This is a genomic window from Paenibacillus chungangensis, from assembly GCF_042675905.1.
GTDB classification, from domain to species: Bacteria; Bacillota; Bacilli; order Paenibacillales; family Paenibacillaceae; genus Pristimantibacillus; species Pristimantibacillus chungangensis.
This window is the reverse complement of sequence record NZ_JBHTJZ010000036.1, coordinates 38,655-55,286: the sequence shown is the minus strand read 5'-3', so window position 1 is coordinate 55,286 and position 16,632 is coordinate 38,655. Positions and strand designations below refer to the sequence as shown.

The window sequence follows — 16,632 nt, the reverse complement described above, 5'->3', positions numbered from 1 at the left end:
AGGTGACAAGTAATGAAACGAAAAAAAATACTTTCTGTAGGCATTATTATTGCGGTCATTACTTCTTTGTTCTATGGGATATTTATAAATGAGAGAATAGATGCTGCTCCGATCATCAAGGAAGTGGAAGTCTCATATAACGGTGTAGATGATAGTGAAATCATTAAAGGCGGTTCGAAATATCATTACACGGCTTACAAGGATATGGTAGCAAACATAGATATTCCCGAGATTCCCGGTATGAAAATTGTTGACCTTGCATGGCACTGGGGGAGCGAGAGAGATAATAATGGGGTCATTTCAGCTGCTCTTGGGAAAAAATCATGGTCAGGCGCCTATACAATAACAGGTGAAGCGTTTGAGGTAATATCCGAAGGAAATACATCTGCGCAAGGCTGGTATGCTTGGGACAGATACAGTCTAGGCAGTACAGGTTCCGGCAGGATATGGTATCCCGGCGGAGGGTCTGAATTGGCCTTTTGTAACGGTGTTACCGAATCTCAGACACCTGCTGGCAATTCGCTCCCTTCTAATAATCGAGATCCTAGAGTGCCGGGGCCTAACTATATGCCAAAATACCCCGGATGCAAATCCGAACAATTGAAGCTAAAAGCGACTCGTAACCAGCCATGGCAATTTGTTGGGGATGATAAAACTTGGGTGAATCCTGTTATGGTTTCCTGGTATAAAGAAGACGTGGAAATCGATCCTTCAAACGATGTGAGGATCAATGAAGACGTAGAGATACTAGGTCCTGGCGGTAAAACAGGTTATGTAGATAGCGACAATAATACAGCAGCTAGAGAAGTGAAAATCTTGGATTCAGAACGAGAAAAATATGAAATCACATATGAGCAAGATTTTAATACGGATACGTACAACTTGCCATGGGCAGCGGATTACGCGCAAATGAATATTTACTTCGCTGCATTTACGGTAGATATCCATTCTAAAACCTACCGTCATTACAACAAGCTCATTGTGACGTATGATGATGAAATGCCCAACATCGAAGAATCAGAAGTGAAAGTCAGGCATATGGTTCGATCATCGCCAAGCGGTGCATTCATCAAGAAAAATGAGGATACGTTCACCTATAACGAGATTCTGCCGCACACAAAATCATTCGAAGCAGAGGGCAGTTTCGGTAACGTATTGGGCCATAGTTTAAGTTATACCGGATATGATGCCAGTTTTACGGGTGGTTCAACGGTCGAAGCAACGTTGACCGAAACCAATAAAATAGCGTATGTATCGTTTTACTATGAACAAAGTTTGCCACAGTTCACCGGCGACTTTGATATCGTGCCGAATGTGATCAATTATCGGGAAACGTTTGAACTGGTGCCTAGAGATTTCGTGATGGATGGCTGTACTTACATCAGTCATCGGTATCGAATCGAGAGGAACGGGAGTGCGTCAGGGACAGATAGCGTCAGCGGTCAAACCAAGAGCAGCGTGTTCCCTTATGCGAAGTATCCCCATGTCATAGGGGTAGGGGAGCATACGGTCAGCATTAAAATGAAGACGAGCTGCGGCGAATCCGAATGGATGGCGCACAAGATATTGACGGTGAATGACATTGAAGGGAATAATCCACCGATTTTTGAAGCTGGTTGGGTTCCGCCGGGCTTGCACTATAAGCCTTACGTAAAGCAGATTGTGCCTGTTGGGACAAAAATGGACTTGGTGTACCTTGAGCAGCCCGAGCCATACGATCCGGACGGAGATTTACTCGTCTATAAAGGTTTTGATTTTTCTGAATTTAATGAATGGTCAAAAAACATTCCCGATAGAGGATTCGAATCATACAACGGGTATCGCAATATCACCTTGGATACGGTCGGCTTTTTTTGCGGTAAAGTAACGATAGGGGATATTTGGGGCCTGGATACGTCTCGCACAGCATGTATTGATGTTGTCCCTCCCAATCCGGTGCCGGTCATTACCGGATCAATTGAGGTCATTGAGGGCAGACCGCTTAAAGACGAACTTAGCTCTGAAAACAGTTACAGCCCTTATGAGAATCGGAGCATTGATCACTCACGCGATGAATGGTCGAATAAAAAGTCGGTATACACGACGATTGGCCAGCAAATCGTCACGTTAGACGTATACGACAATACAGGACTCAAGTCGTTGTCTCCCGCCGTCCACAAGATTAACGTGAAGCCTGATCTACCGCCTATTCCAACACTGAAATATACCGATGTAGGAGTCAGGAATATCGATATCGGATTCACAGATGAATCCTACAGTCCTGATGGGGATATGATCGTAGCGCGGGAATTTTCACTTGTCTATGATAAAAACAATGACGGCAATTTCGATGAACCGGCTACTGCTATTACGGTTGATGCTTCAGGTAAATTCAACTTAAAGCCTGAAAAGGTCGGCAGATACATGATCTATGTGCGAGTAACGGAGGATTGGGGGAAAACAGCGCTTAAAGGATTCCCATTGGAAATCATTAACGACGCGCCTACTGTCTCCTTCCATGTGGAGAGCGAAACCGCCCCACCGCCAGCGGCAGGAAGGGTGTTCACGATTACGCCTGGCCAGCTTATGGGGAATGACTGGAAGAACACGAACGTAGGTAAATCGTGGTCAATTGATCCTTTGGAACAGTCTCTTTCTACCGTCAATTTGTTTAAAACAAATGCAATCAAGGTGAGTGACAACGTCAATTACGATTGGAGAGGTGTATCTCTAGCGACAGCCGATATATCTCCAGTACGCTTACTGTCCGATGCCCCACCCATACAGTTATTTGAAAGCTTTACTCTCGTAGTTGAAAAAAATACATCTCATGGCAAAGAATCGGATCTATACGTCTACAGTAACGGTGTCGAAGTTCGGAAAATGCTCAGATCAGAAGTAAGTTTTGTCGATTATTACAGTCAATTACTATACATTAGAGATTCCTCGAAAAGCATAGATGAAGTATTCTCCTTCCGAGGATTCGCTTTAGGTGAGGGGGCTTTAAAAAGCAAGCCGGGAAGAAGGGCATGGAATTGTATCAGTAGTAACTGCTGGATGGCTGGAACTCACTCCTTACTTGACTACAAACCCATGTACTTTAATCACGACATGAAAGAGGTCTATACCACCAAAACATATAAACGAAATGATGGAACCTACGTTTGGAATGAGGGAAAGGATTACTCGAACAACTACAGTTATGATGCGCCTACTGTATGGAAGAGTAAGACAGACTTCCAAACTGATCTGTCTGAGAGTAATGTGAAATCGGATGGAACGATATATGAGCATAACTTCAAAGGTTACGACAGTAAAGGGAACGTTTACTACGAATCATGGGACTATCATTCAGGTTCTGAAAGCAGTAGAAATTATCACGGTGCCTATCTGACCATGCTCGATGGAGATACGGGAGAAATGGTTAGGAATTTTTATGACGGAGGCACCATTAATTGGTCGGATTTATCTGTAGGTACAGGGTACAGAGGTAAAGTTGTAGGAAATGATGCAGGCAACAAGATTGCGTATTCATTTTATAACACTACGTTCAGTCAAAATATCCATAAAATCATCGTTAGAAATAAGTCTAACGGTTCGATAGCGAGTCAGACAGATGTAGGAGAATATGAAGAGGTCGTATCCAGCTATAAAAATTTGGTCATCACTAGACAGGGTGACATCATAAGGGCGCGTGATTTTAACAATATTTCAACGATTAAATGGCAGCGCAACTTAGGGGATAAATACCAATTACTAACAACCATCATTGTTTCGACAAACGGTTTTATGTATATTGTCCCCAATAACACAAATGTGCTGAAAGAAATCGATTTAGCTAACGGAAGTGTGTTTAATCTCAATCTTCCGGATTTTGAAACTACGTCTCTTAGTCTTCAACTCACTCGCGAGGGCGATCTTAAAGTGTCTTCCTGGAACAAATACGTATTGATATCCGGTAAAGAGCCTATACGGAGCAGTAATTACGATGTATACGGGACGTTCTATTCCGATAAGTTGCCTAAGTTGGACAATTTCATTTTCTCGTACAAGTTTAAAACAAATTACTTTACGGACTATGATCGCTATTCCGGATTCTCTTTCAGGTCGCAAGACAATACGTATCAGAACACATTTAGAGTCGAAACATCATTTGATAAACTATTGCTGACCAAAATCGAGAGTGGAGTGCGAAGTGTCGTGGCTGAAGTGAATTACAGCTTTGACCCGCATATGTACTACAATATTTCCGTCAAGACGCTTCATGATTCCATTAAAGTCTATGTGAACGGTGTACCGTTGATCGATGTATCCGATGATACCTTTACGTCTCCAGGCTACTTTGGCTTGTTCTCTGCCGCAGCTCTGACGGAGTTCAAGGACATCGTGATGACGGAAGTCATTGCGACGAAGGAAACGCAAGAGAACGTCGTCATCGTGAACGAGCCTGTAGAGTACGTGACAAGCTATGTCGATACAGAAGGCGATGATCTTGTACAGGCATTGAGCAAGTGGCATTACGATCATGTCGAGCCCTATAAATTTTTGGACACTGGCGACGGACATTATGGCCTGTCCGCTTTGCACGGGAAAAAGAAAATAGCACCATTATCGCCCGACAAGCTGGGATTGTATCGAATCACCTATCAGGTTCCTGATGACCCTAACCGCGATTACTTGTATCCTAGTGCCGTGTTCGATGCGTACAGGGAGTATTCCAATCCTTATTCGCAGAACATTATTGTCCACCGCAAGCCTATCGCACAATTTAGCTTAACGGTGGATGGCGCCAATAAGCGGGTGGTATGGGATGACAGGAGCTACGATCCGGATCGATATGCATCGGATACCAGGTATTCGACCGAAAATACCGGTATCGACTATCGCAAGACGCGTGGAGTCATGGAGAGAAGGTACTACTACATTACGCCAAGCGGTGAGTACGTCGCGGAAAAGCTGCTAACGCCTACAGAACGAGGCATACATGAAGTAGGGTTGGCGGTGAAAGATGAATACGGCGCTTGGAGCGATTACTATGTCGTCACTATAGATGTGACCCATATACCGGCTCCCAACACCCCGCCTGTAGCTGGATTTACAGTCAATAAAAAGACAGCTTACAGAGGGGATACGATCACGATAAACTCCACCGCTTACGATAAGGAGGATGGAAATCGGACAAAGATCAAGCATTACTATTATCTGAAAAACATGGATACAACGGATGTGGAGCTTGAAGTAAGTACGAGCAGGACAAGCTGGAGCAGGGTATTCCATGATTTCGGCACCTACAGGATACGGCAGCTAGTGGAAGACTCCGTTGGCGCTACTGATCAGGCGATTGATGAGATTGAGATTGTGAATCGAATACCCGTCGGCCATATTACCGTTCCATCCAGCTCGAATGCCAGTGAACCCACAAAATTCACCACGCTTAGACCGACTTTCAAGTGGACTTATTGGGATGCGGATGGAGATGCACAGAAAAAGTACCAGCTGAGAATATACCGATATGGCGGCTATGTCATGCATGAGTCAGGCGTTCTCAATGGCGCGGATTTGGAATGGACACCTTTGTTCGATCTCATGGAGAAGCTGAATATGTATGTTCAAGTGAGAGTATATGACGGCTATGACTGGAGCAGCTGGAGCCCGGCGAAGTACTTTTATATTGAAACGAATCGACCGCCTACGGCAGACTTTACCTGGTCGCCGCAACCTGTATATGAAGGTGATAATGTGACGTTCGCCAGTGCTGTGCACGATTCTGACGGAGATACGTTGACATTAGGCTACGAGTTGACAAGTCCATCTGGGACGAAGCGAAATTATTCCTATACTGTCCACCCTCCGTATCCTTCAACGGGGCCGGAGTATCGGATGACGGAGCTGGGAGCGTGGCGCATGAAGCTGTCAACCAGCGATGGCAAAAGAAGTCCGATTGTCGTCGACAAAACAATCCATGTGCTGCCGCTTGCGATTGCTGGAACTGTGGAGCATACGGAGGAATGGAACGACCGCCGAAGACAGTACAACAGGAACAAGAGCGGCAATCCGGAGACGCCCCGTGGAGAGGCGGTGTTCTGGGCCGGTGAGAAGCTGGTGCTGAAGGCGACGACTACGGAGACAGGAACGGATACGAAGGCGTCGCACGTAGAGGTTCAATTCCAATCCGTTACAACAACCTTGCAGCCAGCAGAAGCTGAGGCGGACCAATGGAGCGGAGAGCTGTGGGAGGAGTCGTTCCTGGAACTGGAGGATGGGCCGTATAATGTGACATTCACCGCATTCTACAATAACGGTACGATAAAGACGGCAACGGTAACCATTGAAATCAAAGGGAATGCGTCAAGCATAAGCGGCGTGCATCGGGTGAAATAAGCGGGCTAATGCCCGCTCTTCACCTCTGTCCAGAACGCTTCGATCGCGTAATAGGCTGCACCGCGCACAGCGGATTGCTCCCCCAGCTCGGCGAATTGGATGAGCAGCCGCTTATGATGAAAGCGAAGCGTGCGTTGCGATACGGCTTGCTCAATGGCTGGCCGTATCCATTCCGCCGCTAGAGACATCCGGTTGCCGATGATGACAGCTTCCGGATTGAATATATTGGCAATATTGGCGATGCCGATGCCGAGATAAGTGCCGATGTCATGGAAGAGCTCTCGCATATGCGGTTTATTCTGCTCGGCAGCTTGAAGCATGGCATGAATATCATGATATCCGTATGCAGCGCCGGCTTCCAGCAATGCATGTTCCGAAGCGTACAACTCCCAGCACCCTTGATTGCCGCAACTGCAGCTCCTGCCGTCGAACTGAATAGACAGATGTCCCAGCTCTCCCGAGAAGCCGGAGCTGCCCTTGTATAGCTTATTATGCAAGACAATGCCCGTACCGATGCCGATACCGGCACTGACATATATCTGGTCTCGGTATGGTCTGCCCGCTCCGTAGATATGCTCGCCTAGTGCTCCCGCATTCGCTTCGTTGTCGATCATAACCGGCAGCTGGTAAAGCTTCTCCAGTGCGTGCTTCAATTCCACCTGCGACCATCCCATGTTAGGGGCGAATACGACTGTGCCTTCTTCGTTCACGATACCGGGAACGCCAACTCCGATGCCTATAATGCCATAAGGGCTGTCGGGAGCTTGCTGCTTGAATTGATCTATACATTCCGATATTGCCGTTATTACAGCGTCATGGCGGCAATCTATCACGGGATGATGAAGTTGCTGCAGCATCGTTCCGTCCAGATCGGTCAGAATGCTTCTCAAATAATTCACACCGACATCGATTCCGATTGCGAAGCCGGCTCTGCTATTGAACATGAGCATCACAGGCTTTCGGCCGCCGCTGGATGCTCCCGCTCCGACCTCCAACACCAGCTGGCGGTCGATCAGATCCTGTACCAGACTAGAGACGGTCGCTTTATTCAGTCCCGTCTTTTGAGCGATAGCAGCCCGGGATAAAGGGGCATACTGCAAGATGCATTCCAATACGATGGAAGTGTTAATTTGTTTTATTAGAGCAGGATCTCCTGTCGGTTTTGCCATGCTTCTTCAATAGCCTCCGTTTGCATAAGAACGTTCGTATAAGTGCCAGTATAGCATAAAGTTAGTTTGTTTAATAGACAAACTAAGTCAGCGTATGCTATTCTGACGGTATATTTCGTATAGGGGAGGAATTGTGGCGATGACTTATTTTTCTGTAGACCGGATTCAATATGAGGGGGTAGCAAGCGGCAATGCGTTCGCATTCAAGAGGTATAACCCAAGTGAAGTCGTACTAGGCAAGACGATGGAGGAGCATCTTCGCTTCGCTGCGGCGTATTGGCACACCTTCAATGCCAACGGCTCGGACCCGTTCGGAGCGGGTACGATGGTGCGTGGCTGGGATAAGTACGATGGGCTGGATCGCTCTAAAGCTCGTGTGGAAGCCAATTTCGAATTTTTGGAGAAGCTTAACATCCCGTTCTTCTGCTTTCATGATGTGGATATTGCGCCGGAGGGTGAATCGCTGCGGGAGACGAACAAAAATTTGGACGTTATCGTCGCCATGATGAAAGACTACATGCGTGACAGCGGCAAGAAGCTGTTATGGAATACGGCGAATATGTTCACCAATCCAAGGTATGTGCATGGCGCTGGGACGTCCTGTCATGCGGATGTATACGCTTATGCAGCCGCTCAGTTGAAGAAAGCGCTGGAGGTCGGCAAGGAGCTGAACGCGGAAAATTATGTGTTCTGGGGCGGGCGCGAAGGTTATGAAACGTTGCTAAATACGGACATGTCGCTGGAACTGGACAATTTGGCACGGTTATATCATATGGCGGTAGACTATGCGAAGGAGATCGGATTTCATGCGCAGTTCCTGATTGAGCCGAAGCCGAAGGAGCCGATGAAGCACCAGTACGATTTCGATGCCGCTACGACGATTATGTTCCTTCAAAAATACGGACTGCAGGATCATTTCAAGCTGAATATTGAAGCCAACCACGCGACGCTTGCCGGTCATACGTTCGAGCATGAAATTGCAGTCGCGGCGATGAACGGCATGCTTGGTTCGCTTGATGCGAATCAGGGCGATCTGCTGCTGGGATGGGATACGGATGAATTTCCAACGGATCTGTACGCCACGACGTTGGCCATGCTGGAAGTGCTGAAGGCGGGAGGGCTCGGACGGGGCGGCATCAATTTCGACGCGAAGGTACGTCGGGCTTCGTTCCATATGGACGATTTGGTGCTGGCTCATATAGCGGGGATGGACAGCTTCGCATGGGGATTGAAAGCAGCGGCGAAAATAATCGAGGAAAACATACTGGAAGAAATCGTTGCTGAACGCTATCGCAGCTTTAACGATGGAATTGGCGCGGATATCGTAGCGGGAAAAGCGACCTTGCAATCATTGGAGCAATATGCGTTGAACAATCCCGTAGCACGGCTTCAGTCGGGACGTCAGGAGCTGCTGCGACTCAAGCTGAGTGAAGTCATATTCAGCGTATAACTATTGGTTAATCGGAGGGATAGCATGCGCTATGTAATCGGTATCGATCTGGGGACGAGTGCAGTGAAAGCGCTGCTTGTCGATCGCAATGGGCAGGTGGCTGGAGAAGCGTCGCGGAGCTATCCGCTTATTCAGGAGCGATCAGGCTGGAGCGAGCAGCGGCCCGAGGATTGGGTTGAAGCGACAGTGGAAACGCTATATGCCTTAATGCAGAGCTCTGGAGCAGCGCCGGATGCAGTGGAAGGAATCAGCTTCTCAGGGCAGATGCATGGACTTGTCTTGCTGGATGCGGGAGGTCGGCCATTACGCAACGCGATTCTATGGAACGATACGCGAACGACTTCGCAATGTCGCCATATTGAAGCAGCGCTGGGCGACAAGCTGCATGCCATAGCACGGAATCCAGCCCTGGAAGGAATGACGATGCCCAAGCTGTTATGGGTACAGCAGCATGAGCAGGAGCTGCTTGCGCAGGCGGAGACGTTGCTGCTCCCAAAGGACTATGTGCGTTATCGGCTGACTGGAGAGCTGCACATGGATTATTCGGATGCGGCGGGGACGCTAATGCTGGATATTGCGGCCAAGCAGTGGAGCCGAGAGCTGTTAGCGGCAGTGGGGCTATCAGAATCGGAGAAGCTGCTGCCCCCATTAGTGGAATCCCATCAGGAGGTAGGCGCACTGCTTCCCGCTATAGCGGACCGGACCGGATTGGTTGGTTCCACCAAGGTGTTCGCAGGGGGCGCGGATAATGCATGCGGGGCTATCGGCGCCGGTATTTTGGATGAGGGATTAACGTTATGCAGCATAGGCACCTCGGGAGTTATTCTGACCTACGAAGGGAATGTAGGAAGATCGTATGACGGAGGCATGCACTTATTCAACCATGGCAAGCAAGATGCTTATTACGGCATGGGCGTTACTCTTGCTGCGGGTTATTCACTGAGCTGGTTCAAGAATACGTTCGCGGCGGGTGAATCCTATGATGAATTGCTGGCTGGCTTGAGCGAGGTGGAGGCTGGAGCGGGCGGGCTCTTGTTCACCCCTTATCTGGTCGGAGAGAGAACGCCGCATGGCGACGCCGTTATACGCGGAAGCTTTATCGGAATGGACAGCTCACACGAGAGGATTCATTTCGCCCGGGCAGTCATGGAGGGGATAACCTTCTCGCTTAATGAGTCGCTACACTTATTCCGAGCGGCAGGCAAGCCGATCGACAAGGTCGTATCAATCGGCGGCGGCGCCCGCAATCCGGCATGGCTGCAAATGCAAGCGGATGTGTTCGGCGCATCGGTAATCTCACTGAAGCATGAGCAAGGGCCGGGGCTTGGCGCGGCAATGCTGGCGGCTTACGGATGCGGCTGGTTCGACAGCTTGGAGCAATGTGCGCGGCGGTTCGTAGATTACGGTATGACATACGAACCTCATCCCGAGAGGACGACCAAGTATGAGGAGCTGTTCCAGATATATCGGGACGTGTATCGACAGACGCGCGGCTTGAACGAGGCTCTGGCAGCGTATAGGTTGTAATTGGCAAGGCAAGTAACATGAGCATATGTCTATGCGGCTGCAGCAGGTGACAAGCAGCTGGGATCAAGAAACACTTTTCTAATTCATGAATCACATATACAGCGTGAAGCATACGCCGTTATCTCTTGGTTTGAGATAGTCGGCGTGTTTGCGTTTCATGGCGATCATTATTTTGTGGAGGGTTGATGAGGATGTCATTTGAAGTGGAGTTTCAGGCTTTCCTGGAGAAGCAGATATCAGAAGCGACCGGCACTAGATTGGATATGCTGCAGAAGGAACTAGTCGGTGAGAAGAAACTTTTTCAAGAAGTATTGTGGCCTATATTTCAAACCTTCGAAGGTTTCGTTCTGGAATATGAGCTTCAGAGCTCTTCGGGTGTGAAGATGTATATGGATGCATATTTCAAGCCGTATGGTATTGCGTTTGAAAGCGACGGTTATGTCGTGCACGGCGAGAATATTTCGAGAAGCAGATTCAGCTTCGAAAAGCAGAGGGTGCGAACGATGGCAAAGAGCGGTATTGTGTACATGCCGTTCAGTTGGGATGAGTTGGATAAGAAAGCGGAGCAATGCAGAGCTTCCGTATATGAATTGCTCAGCCGTTTTCGAGCATCCCCCGATTCAACGCTTAACGTCTACGAGAGAGAGGCTATTCGGTATGCACTGAGGCTTGGCAGACCTATTAGAAGAGAAGACTTATTCAGTCTGCTTAAGAAAAGTGATTGGATTGTTAGAAACGTAATCAAATCACTAGTTGACAAGAGTTTGATAGTCCCTCTTAAACCTAACAACAGTAGGCATTATGAATATGTAGTGGATAAAAATGCGATTAAGTTCATTTTGTGATTGTGGAGTGTATGTGGCATGCATAAGAAAGGCGGATCGGCGGAAATGGGGCGGCTGAGTGTATGTGGCATGCATTAGGCGGGCGGATCGGCGGAAATGGGGCGGTGGAGTGTATGTGGCATGCATTAGGCGGCTGGATCGGCGGAAATGAGGCGGTGGAGTGTATGTGGCATGCATTAGGCGGCTGGATCGGCGGAAATGAGGCGGTGGAGTGTATGTGGCATGCATTAGGCGGGCGGATCGGCGGAAATGAGGCGGTGGAGTGTATGTGGCATGCATTAGGAGGGCGGATCGGCGGAAATGGGGCGGTGGAGTGTATGTGGCATGCATTAGGCGGGCGGATCGGCACAAATGAGACGGTGGAGTGTATGTGGCATGCATAAGAAAGGCGGATCGGCGGAAATGGGGCGGTGGAGTGTATGTGGCATGCATTAGGCGGGCGGATCGGCACAAATGAGACGGTGGAGTGTATGTGGCATGCATAAGAAAGGCGGATCGGCGGCGGAAATGGGGCGGTGGAGTGTATGTGGCATGCATTAGGCGGGCGGATCGGTGGAAATGGGGCGGTGGAGTGTATGTGGCATGCATTAGGCGAGCGGATAGGCGGAAATGAGGCGGTGGAGTGTATGTGGCATGCATTAGGCGGGCGGATCGGCGCAAATGAGGCGGTGGAGTGTCATGAATTGAGCCTAATATAGGTATGCTATAGAGAGCTAAATTACTGTAAAGGGGCAAATGAAAATGACGCATCAAGCAGCGATTATGTTCGACTTCAGCGAGGGAAAAAGCGCGAGGTTGGCTTATGATATGTTGAACGAGCTTGGTTATGATCCTGTCATGCATGACGAGACCAGGCTGCATATTCATGTAGAGGGCAATGACCTCACTTCCGCACTGGAAATCGCACAGTCTCACGGAGGCAGACTTGTAGAGCAAAGAAGCATGAGCGAAGAGGATATAACCAGTTCAGCATATGAACTGGATAGCATCACAATTCCGGCCCATGTTGTCAATGAGGATCTCATTCAAGCTGAGGATGGTGACAACGGGGAGAATGTTGCTGATAAAGTTGATGAGTTTTTGCCCGATTCAGAAAGCTACAACCACTTCTCCGGAGATGTGCACATCTGAAAGAGAAATAGCCCATCTAACAGCAAAAAATCCATACCCATGAAGCCGCTTCACGGTACTCCCAAGGCGTACACGAGGCGGCTTCATGGGTATGGCTTCAAATCTGCCAAGTGGTATTCAAACAGTTGCAACGATTTCCACGAATTGTCGTTATTATTACTTTGCGGTTCGAGCTCCCTGTCACGATTCCGAGAGCGCTGATTGCGCCGCATGGAGGCCGGCATTGTAGCCTGTCGAGAAAGCAGCGGTAATGTTGTAACCTCCCGTATAGCCGTGGATATCCAGAATTTCACCACAGAAGTACAGTCCGCCCATCAGCTTGGATTGCATCGATCTCGGATCAACCTCCTTCAGATGTACGCCGCCGCCGGTTACGAAAGCTTCCTCGATCGAGCGCGTGCCGCTGATCCACACCGGGAATGCCTTCGCTGTCCGCGCCAGCTCCATCCACCCTTGCTTCGGAATATGATCGAATGTGATATCCTCCTTAACGTCGGATAGCTGGAACAGTAGCGGCAGCATGCGCTCAGGAAGAACAGATTTGAGGACGTTCTTAACGGCCTTCCGCGGTTCGGAGCCGCACAGCTTCAATGTGTATTGGAACAGTTCATCCAGGGACCATTCCGGCTTCAGGTCAATCGTTGTCTTCACTGAACACCCAGAATTCTTCTTCAGCTCCTTCACGACAAAACCGCTGCAACGAAGCGCAATCGGTCCCGACAAGCCGAAGTGGGTGAAGAGCATATCGCCCTCATGCTCGATCAATCGCTTGCCCTTGTTGTTCCAGACGGAGAGCGATACGTCTCGCAACGACAACCCTTGCAGTAGCTTGTTCTGAATGAACGGCTCCCTGGATGTCAATGGCACTTCCGTCGGGAATAGTTCCACGATTTTATGGCCGGCTTCTTCCGCCCAAGCGTAACCGTCGCCGGTGGAGCCGGTATGTGGAACCGATTTGCCGCCTACCGCAACAATAACGGAACGGCTGTACAACTGTTGGCCTCCTTGCAAATGTACACCTGCGACGTGACCATCCTTATACAGCACTCTTTCTACTGGGCTATTCGTACGAATATCTACGCCCAACTCCTGCACCTTCCGCACGAGTGCATCGACGACGGATTTGGCCTTGTCTGTGACAGGGAACATTCTGCCGTTATCTTCCTCCTTCAGCTTGATGCCAAGCCCTTCGAAAAAAGCAATAATGTTACTGTTATTGAAAGTGGCGAATGCGCTGTACAGGTATTTTCCGTTACCAGGGATATGCTTGATCAATTCGTCAAGCCCCTTCGCATTCGTCACATTGCAGCGTCCCCCGCCGGAAATGCCGAGCTTTCTCCCCAGTTTGTCCCCTTTGTCGAGAATCAGCACTTTAGCGCCGTTCTCGCCTGCAGCGACCCCAGCCATTAATCCGGATGATCCTGCGCCAACGATAATTACATCATATTTCATAATATTGCTCCTATTGTCGGTATTAGATATCGTTAACAAAGTCTATAGTCAAATGCAAGCTATACAGTATAATTTAGTTATTATACACCAATAAGGAGGAAAATGGTGAAAGCGGCTCGGACAATGCCGGTATGTTGTAGCCGCTTACCAGGAGTAAGGCCATAGCCCAACAGTCGTTTATTCAAGCGGAAGATGCTTAGGATGAACGTTATTGATGAACTCCGATGTTGTAGACGGAATGCTTATGCAACGGGACACCTCGGTTGTATAAACCTGAATATCTCTTAAATTCCAGTTAAAGGAGGCGCGGTCTTCAGTGCTGAAGGATTTGTTGCTTCAATTTTTCCTATCCGTTCTACCCGTCTTTGCATTTCTGCTTTGGCATGATAAAGAACGCGGCTGGCAAGGTTTCAAAGTGTTTATTACGGCCACAAGCGGAGTGGCAATGATATTATGTATCCTTACTTCTACTCAACTCCATGTATATGATCTCGATTTTCGCATGGTTCCCTTGGTTATCGGTTCGCTATATGGGGGGTTCCGCTCCCTTGCTATTCTTTCCGCTCTGTACATACTCCTTAGAATTCCGTTTTTGGAGACGACGACTGAGGTGATCACATTCGTGGTCTTCATGCTTGTCGTCGTTCCGCTACTATCACTTACAGTCCGCAAATTTCAGAATGTCAGTTCGCTGCGCAGAGAGAGAATAGGCACAGGGATTATTGCCGGCATCATTCTATATTGCACCTTATCCATGAACGCTTACTTGCTTTTTACCGGAATCGGATGGTCCTACAGCGTTGGTATTACATTCCTGCTTGCAGCCATCGGCTTGTGGCTGGCTTGCTGGCTATCCATTTATATTATCGAAGGCATTACGGAGAAGCAGTCGCTCTACGATGAAGTCAAGCAGTTGTCCGCAAGCTACCGTAACGAGGTAGAGAAGCTGCAGCAATTCATTGACAAGGCGCCGCTTGCCGTCATGATTGTAGATCCAGAAGGGAAAATTACGCACGCGAACGAAGAATCGGTGAAGCTGTTAAGCCTGAAGGAGCAATATATGAAAGCGAGCAGCTTGCTGAACGAGAAATATGACGACGTATTCCAGAGGGATGCTGGAGGCACCGGGAAGGAGTTGCTCCACGGCGCGCTGAACGGATCAGCCTCTACGTTGACGCCTTATTTGGAAGAGGAGAAAATGCTTCTCTACACGTCTGTCGCGATGTGGGATGTGACAGAACAGCATATTTCCGGTGCAGCTATTATTGCTCAGGATATTACCGAACTCAGTCAGCTTCGCAACGAAGTAGGCCGTATGGAGCGGTTAAGTCTGGTGGGGCAGATGGCCGCCAGCATTACGCATGAAATCCGCAACCCGATGGCCGTCATCCGAGGCTTCGTCCAATTGATTCAAGAGCGTAGTCCGGAAAGCCAATTCGAATATTTCCGCATTATAATGGAGGAACTTGACCGCACGAATCTGATCATTAACGATTTTCTCTCGCTGGCTCAGAACAGGGAGCTTAAGATGGAACCGGTGTCATTGAACAATACGATCAAGGATCTGGTGCCGCTGCTCAGCGCAGATGCGAATCTGCGGGGACAGACGCTTGATGTGAATCTGTGCGACAATCTGCCGCTAATGATGCTGAATGATCGGGAAATGAAGCAGATGCTGCTTAATCTGGCTCGAAACGGTATGGAGGCGATGGAGGAGAAAGGGGTGCTTTCCATTAGTACGACGTATACCGATGATGAAATATGCGTCTGTATAGCTGACGAGGGAATAGGGATTCCTGAAGATAAGATCAATCGGCTGTTCGAACCATTCTATAGCACGAAAACAAGAGGCACCGGGCTTGGTCTTCCCTTGTGTCTCAGCATTGCGGAGCGACACAGAGGCAGAATCGATGTGACGAGCAACGCAGGACAAGGTACGACTTTCCATGTGACATTCAACATTTCTACTCCAATTCCAGAGCATAATAAGTTGTGAAATGAATAGAGGAGGAGAGCGAATGTCCCATCGTAAGAATCACAATGATTCAAAGGCGCAGAGGAGACAAGCAGCGGACAATGCCACCAGAAGCTCGATAGCTGATGCAAGCGGCATGGACAAGAAGCTGAACGGACCGAATCGCCCATCCACATAGTATTACAAGAGCAGCCGGAGCGTATAGCTTCGGTTGCTTTATTTTCACAAGGAACGTTATAATAGTAGCTAAATTGGAATTATTAAAAGGAGTGTATGATATGTCAATGTCATTCGAGAGATATATGCTGGATATGGTGCAGCCGATGCGCGATGAGTTAACCAGATTGGGGATTCAGGAGCTTCGTACTCCTGAGGAGGTAGAGAGCAATCTCCCTGATGCCAAGGGAACGGCGCTTGTCGTCATTAATTCCGTATGCGGCTGCGCGGCGGGGCAATGCCGTCCTGGCGTAGCGGACGCGCTCAAGCACAGCAAGACGCCGAATCATCTGTTCACCGTGTTCGCAGGACAGGACAAGGAAGCTACAGCGAAGGCTCGCGAATACTTCGCGCCGTATCCGCCGTCGTCTCCTTCTATCGCGCTAATGAAGAACGGCGAGTTGGTTCACTTCATCGAGCGGCATTCCATCGAGAACCGCTCTGCAGCTGACATCGCTGCGGATCTAACGGAAGCTTTCGACAAATATTGCGACTAAAGGGTGTATG

General features: G+C 48.8%; 12 protein-coding genes. 10 read left to right on the top strand and 2 right to left on the bottom strand.

What is annotated here, in order from left to right:
- Window positions 1-12: 12 nt before the first annotated feature.
- The gene (locus tag ACFQ2I_RS19145; RefSeq protein ID WP_377567085.1) at window positions 13-6,360 is read left to right on the top strand and encodes a glycoside hydrolase family 78 protein; all 6,348 of its coding nucleotides are present in this window, start codon (window positions 13-15) and stop codon (window positions 6,358-6,360) included.
- A gap of 5 nt (window positions 6,361-6,365) precedes the next feature.
- Here the strand turns inward: ACFQ2I_RS19145 and ACFQ2I_RS19140 are convergent, their stop codons facing one another.
- Window positions 6,366-7,529, bottom strand: a complete 1,164-nt coding sequence (locus ACFQ2I_RS19140) for an ROK family transcriptional regulator (RefSeq protein WP_377567083.1) — start codon at window positions 7,527-7,529, stop codon at window positions 6,366-6,368.
- Between the two features lie 139 nt (window positions 7,530-7,668).
- On the opposite strand from ACFQ2I_RS19140, the gene xylA reads away from it, so the two are divergent.
- From xylA to ACFQ2I_RS19110, 6 genes are all read left to right on the top strand, one after another.
- Window positions 7,669-8,979, top strand: a complete 1,311-nt coding sequence (xylA, locus tag ACFQ2I_RS19135; RefSeq protein ID WP_377567081.1) for a xylose isomerase — start codon at window positions 7,669-7,671, stop codon at window positions 8,977-8,979.
- Between the two features lie 24 nt (window positions 8,980-9,003).
- Window positions 9,004-10,506: a xylulokinase gene (gene xylB, locus ACFQ2I_RS19130; RefSeq protein WP_377567079.1), complete on the top strand. Its 1,503-nt coding sequence runs from the start codon at window positions 9,004-9,006 to the stop codon at window positions 10,504-10,506.
- A 191-nt stretch (window positions 10,507-10,697) separates the two neighbouring features.
- Window positions 10,698-11,351: a hypothetical protein gene (locus ACFQ2I_RS19125; protein ID WP_377567077.1), complete on the top strand. Its 654-nt coding sequence runs from the start codon at window positions 10,698-10,700 to the stop codon at window positions 11,349-11,351.
- A gap of 62 nt (window positions 11,352-11,413) precedes the next feature.
- Window positions 11,414-11,734 (top strand): hypothetical protein, encoded by a 321-nt coding sequence (locus tag ACFQ2I_RS19120; protein WP_377567075.1) that lies wholly within the window; start codon window positions 11,414-11,416, stop codon window positions 11,732-11,734.
- Window positions 11,735-11,875: 141 nt separating this feature from the next.
- Window positions 11,876-12,049, top strand: a complete 174-nt coding sequence (locus ACFQ2I_RS19115) for a hypothetical protein (protein ID WP_377567072.1) — start codon at window positions 11,876-11,878, stop codon at window positions 12,047-12,049.
- Window positions 12,050-12,092: 43 nt separating this feature from the next.
- Window positions 12,093-12,482, top strand: coding sequence for a hypothetical protein (locus ACFQ2I_RS19110; RefSeq protein ID WP_377567070.1), 390 nt, complete (start codon window positions 12,093-12,095; stop codon window positions 12,480-12,482).
- A 180-nt stretch (window positions 12,483-12,662) separates the two neighbouring features.
- Here the strand turns inward: ACFQ2I_RS19110 and ACFQ2I_RS19105 are convergent, their stop codons facing one another.
- Window positions 12,663-13,934: a BaiN/RdsA family NAD(P)/FAD-dependent oxidoreductase gene (locus tag ACFQ2I_RS19105; protein ID WP_377567068.1), complete on the bottom strand. Its 1,272-nt coding sequence runs from the start codon at window positions 13,932-13,934 to the stop codon at window positions 12,663-12,665.
- A 610-nt stretch (window positions 13,935-14,544) separates the two neighbouring features.
- On the opposite strand from ACFQ2I_RS19105, the gene ACFQ2I_RS19100 reads away from it, so the two are divergent.
- From ACFQ2I_RS19100 to ACFQ2I_RS19090, 3 genes are all read left to right on the top strand, one after another.
- Complete coding sequence (locus ACFQ2I_RS19100) at window positions 14,545-15,930, top strand: ATP-binding protein (protein ID WP_377567066.1); 1,386 nt, start codon at window positions 14,545-14,547, stop codon at window positions 15,928-15,930.
- Between the two features lie 22 nt (window positions 15,931-15,952).
- Window positions 15,953-16,087 (top strand): hypothetical protein, encoded by a 135-nt coding sequence (locus ACFQ2I_RS19095; RefSeq protein WP_377567064.1) that lies wholly within the window; start codon window positions 15,953-15,955, stop codon window positions 16,085-16,087.
- A 100-nt stretch (window positions 16,088-16,187) separates the two neighbouring features.
- Window positions 16,188-16,622: a BrxA/BrxB family bacilliredoxin gene (locus ACFQ2I_RS19090; RefSeq protein ID WP_377567062.1), complete on the top strand. Its 435-nt coding sequence runs from the start codon at window positions 16,188-16,190 to the stop codon at window positions 16,620-16,622.
- The last annotated feature ends 10 nt before the right edge of the window (window positions 16,623-16,632 follow it).

Coding starts and splice junctions, on each gene's coding strand:
- ACFQ2I_RS19145 (WP_377567085.1), top strand. CDS start 13: ATGAAACGAAAAAAAATACTTTCTGTAGGCATTATTATTGCGGTCATT.
- ACFQ2I_RS19140 (WP_377567083.1), bottom strand. CDS start 7,529: ATGGCAAAACCGACAGGAGATCCTGCTCTAATAAAACAAATTAACACT.
- xylA (WP_377567081.1), top strand. CDS start 7,669: ATGACTTATTTTTCTGTAGACCGGATTCAATATGAGGGGGTAGCAAGC.
- xylB (WP_377567079.1), top strand. CDS start 9,004: ATGCGCTATGTAATCGGTATCGATCTGGGGACGAGTGCAGTGAAAGCG.
- ACFQ2I_RS19125 (WP_377567077.1), top strand. CDS start 10,698: ATGTCATTTGAAGTGGAGTTTCAGGCTTTCCTGGAGAAGCAGATATCA.
- ACFQ2I_RS19120 (WP_377567075.1), top strand. CDS start 11,414: ATGTGGCATGCATTAGGCGGGCGGATCGGCGGAAATGGGGCGGTGGAG.
- ACFQ2I_RS19115 (WP_377567072.1), top strand. CDS start 11,876: ATGTGGCATGCATTAGGCGGGCGGATCGGTGGAAATGGGGCGGTGGAG.
- ACFQ2I_RS19110 (WP_377567070.1), top strand. CDS start 12,093: ATGACGCATCAAGCAGCGATTATGTTCGACTTCAGCGAGGGAAAAAGC.
- ACFQ2I_RS19105 (WP_377567068.1), bottom strand. CDS start 13,934: ATGAAATATGATGTAATTATCGTTGGCGCAGGATCATCCGGATTAATG.
- ACFQ2I_RS19095 (WP_377567064.1), top strand. CDS start 15,953: ATGTCCCATCGTAAGAATCACAATGATTCAAAGGCGCAGAGGAGACAA.
- ACFQ2I_RS19090 (WP_377567062.1), top strand. CDS start 16,188: ATGTCAATGTCATTCGAGAGATATATGCTGGATATGGTGCAGCCGATG.